Raw genomic sequence first — 2,098 nt, 5'->3', positions numbered from 1 at the left:
AATCAATAGCGGTGTAAACGAAAAAGCAGTCTTAAACTATAGAAAAACTGCCCTTTCGTTTGCACCGCGTTTGATTTTGCCAAAGTGAACAAAGTCGCGTCCGTGTAGCCGATATGTATGGATTTTCAATTCTTGCTTTTTTATGAATACAAGTGAGATACAAGAATTCTCTGCATTGTTACATGGTGCTTTTGCAAAATCATGGCACGACAAAGAAACCTCATCGCTGAGGCTTTTTGAAATTATTTAGTTAGTCGATTCTAAATGCGCAAAGGTATTCTCGGCTGTGGTTTTCCAAGATGACCACCACAGCATTTGCAAACAGTAACCTTGATACCATAAAGGGTTTCAAGTATCTGAGGTGTTTCCATATCTTTCAGTCGTGATAGATACTGCTTACAACCAAGAAGATTCCGACATAATGCCAGATGCTTGGTCTTGCTTCGAGTACATAGTAATCCGTAGTGTCTGATTCTGACAAAGCGTTTCGGCGGCACATGCATAAGGAATCTACGGATGAATTCAACTCCGGAAATGGTGAATTCTTTCCACTTACCTTTTTCGCGATAATCTTTCACATAGTATGTAACAGTATTTTCGTCCATACGGATGATTCGGTGATTACTGATAGCGATTCTATGTGTGTACTTACCAAGATAGTTAATAACAGACTGAGCACCATTGAAGGTTTTCTTGCAGTGAGGGATCCAGTCTTTTTCATAGCAGGTGTTAAGAAGTTCTTTGAAGGCATAGTGGTTGCGATATTTTACACTGCTACCATGAAACTGAAGCTTATTTTCTTCCCATAAGGTCTTAAGTTCATTCAGATATTTACCCTGGAACAACTTTGATAAAACTTTTACGGGAAGAAAGAATTCTTCACCTTTATCACGCCACTGATTTTTAGCAGTCAGACCACCACCAAGCAGAATGACATGTATGTGAGGATGGAAGTTCATTTCAGAGCCCCAGGTATGTAATACACAGATATATCCAACCTTTGCACCCAGATGCTTCGTGTCTGCTGTTAACTCATTGATTGTAGCTGACACAGAATGATACAGTGTATCGTATAGAAGCTGTTGGTTGCTGTAGATTAGTGGATTTAATTCTTGAGGTACTGTGAATACTACATGAAAATAAGGTGCATCCAATACATCTTCACGGCGTTTATCCATCCACATTTCTTTTGGTAAAGCCTGACACATAGGACAACATCTGTTACGACAGGAATTATAATGAATCTGGGTATGACCACAATCTTCACATATACTGATGTTAGCTCCATAGGCACCGGTCTTACAGTTGATGATACAGTTTGCAACCTTAGACTGCACCGGAGAAGGTGAGTATTTTTCAAGATATCCAGGATAGAATCTCAAAAAGATATCCTGTACCGTTGGTTTATCCAAGAGCTCCACCTTCTTCCTTGTCAAAAGGACTGACGATGCCAAGAACTGTTTTATTGCTTAAGTGCAGATAAATTTCAGTAGATTTAGGTGAACGATGTCCAAGTAATGATTGAATATATCGAATATCAACGCCATTCTCTAAGAGATGTGTTGCAAAACTATGCCTTAGACAATGGGAATGTACATCTTTGGGTAAACCTGCTTTTTTTACGGATTTACGCATTTCCAAACCAGTAGCTGAAGGAGTAAGATATTCACCTGTCCACTGATTCGGAAAGAGAATTCCTTTCGGCTTGCCACACTTAAACCAGTACTCAGTAAGAATGTCGAGAGCTCTTTTGGATAAAATAGCATAACGAGAGGAATGTGTTTTTGAATTGCGGATATAAATCTGCATATTTGTGCGGGAAATGTCCTCATAGTTAAGGTGAATTACCTCCGATACACGTAATCCGGAAGAATACATAAGTGCAAACATTGCTTTATATTTTAAGTTAGGAGTAGCATCAAGCAGCCTTTCAACTTCTTCGCGTGTCAGTACACGTGGGATAGCATAGTCATTGATGGCTCTGGGAACAAGGTTATCATCCCAAAGTTTTCCTAAAACACGCTTATAGAAAAATACCAATGATCCATTTTTATTATTAAGGGTAGATGATTTATCGCCTTTGTCCTTTAAATATAAA

General features: G+C 38.8%; 2 protein-coding genes. Both read right to left on the bottom strand.

Annotated features, from left to right (window positions below; all coding sequences use genetic code 11):
• Positions 1-260 precede the first annotated feature (260 nt).
• Positions 261-1,412 (bottom strand): IS91 family transposase, encoded by a 1,152-nt coding sequence (locus ACTNC0_RS18125; RefSeq protein ID WP_441088478.1) that lies wholly within the window; start codon positions 1,410-1,412, stop codon positions 261-263.
• A partial coding sequence (locus ACTNC0_RS18120; protein WP_441088477.1) for a tyrosine-type recombinase/integrase occupies positions 1,405-2,098 on the bottom strand: 694 nt, incomplete at its 5' end. The genes ACTNC0_RS18125 and ACTNC0_RS18120, both read right to left, overlap by 8 nt.

It is taken from the genome of Blautia sp. HCP3S3_B11, from assembly GCF_052064435.1.
Classification (GTDB): domain Bacteria; phylum Bacillota; class Clostridia; order Lachnospirales; family Lachnospiraceae; genus Blautia_A.
This window is presented reverse-complemented; position numbering and strand designations above follow the sequence as displayed.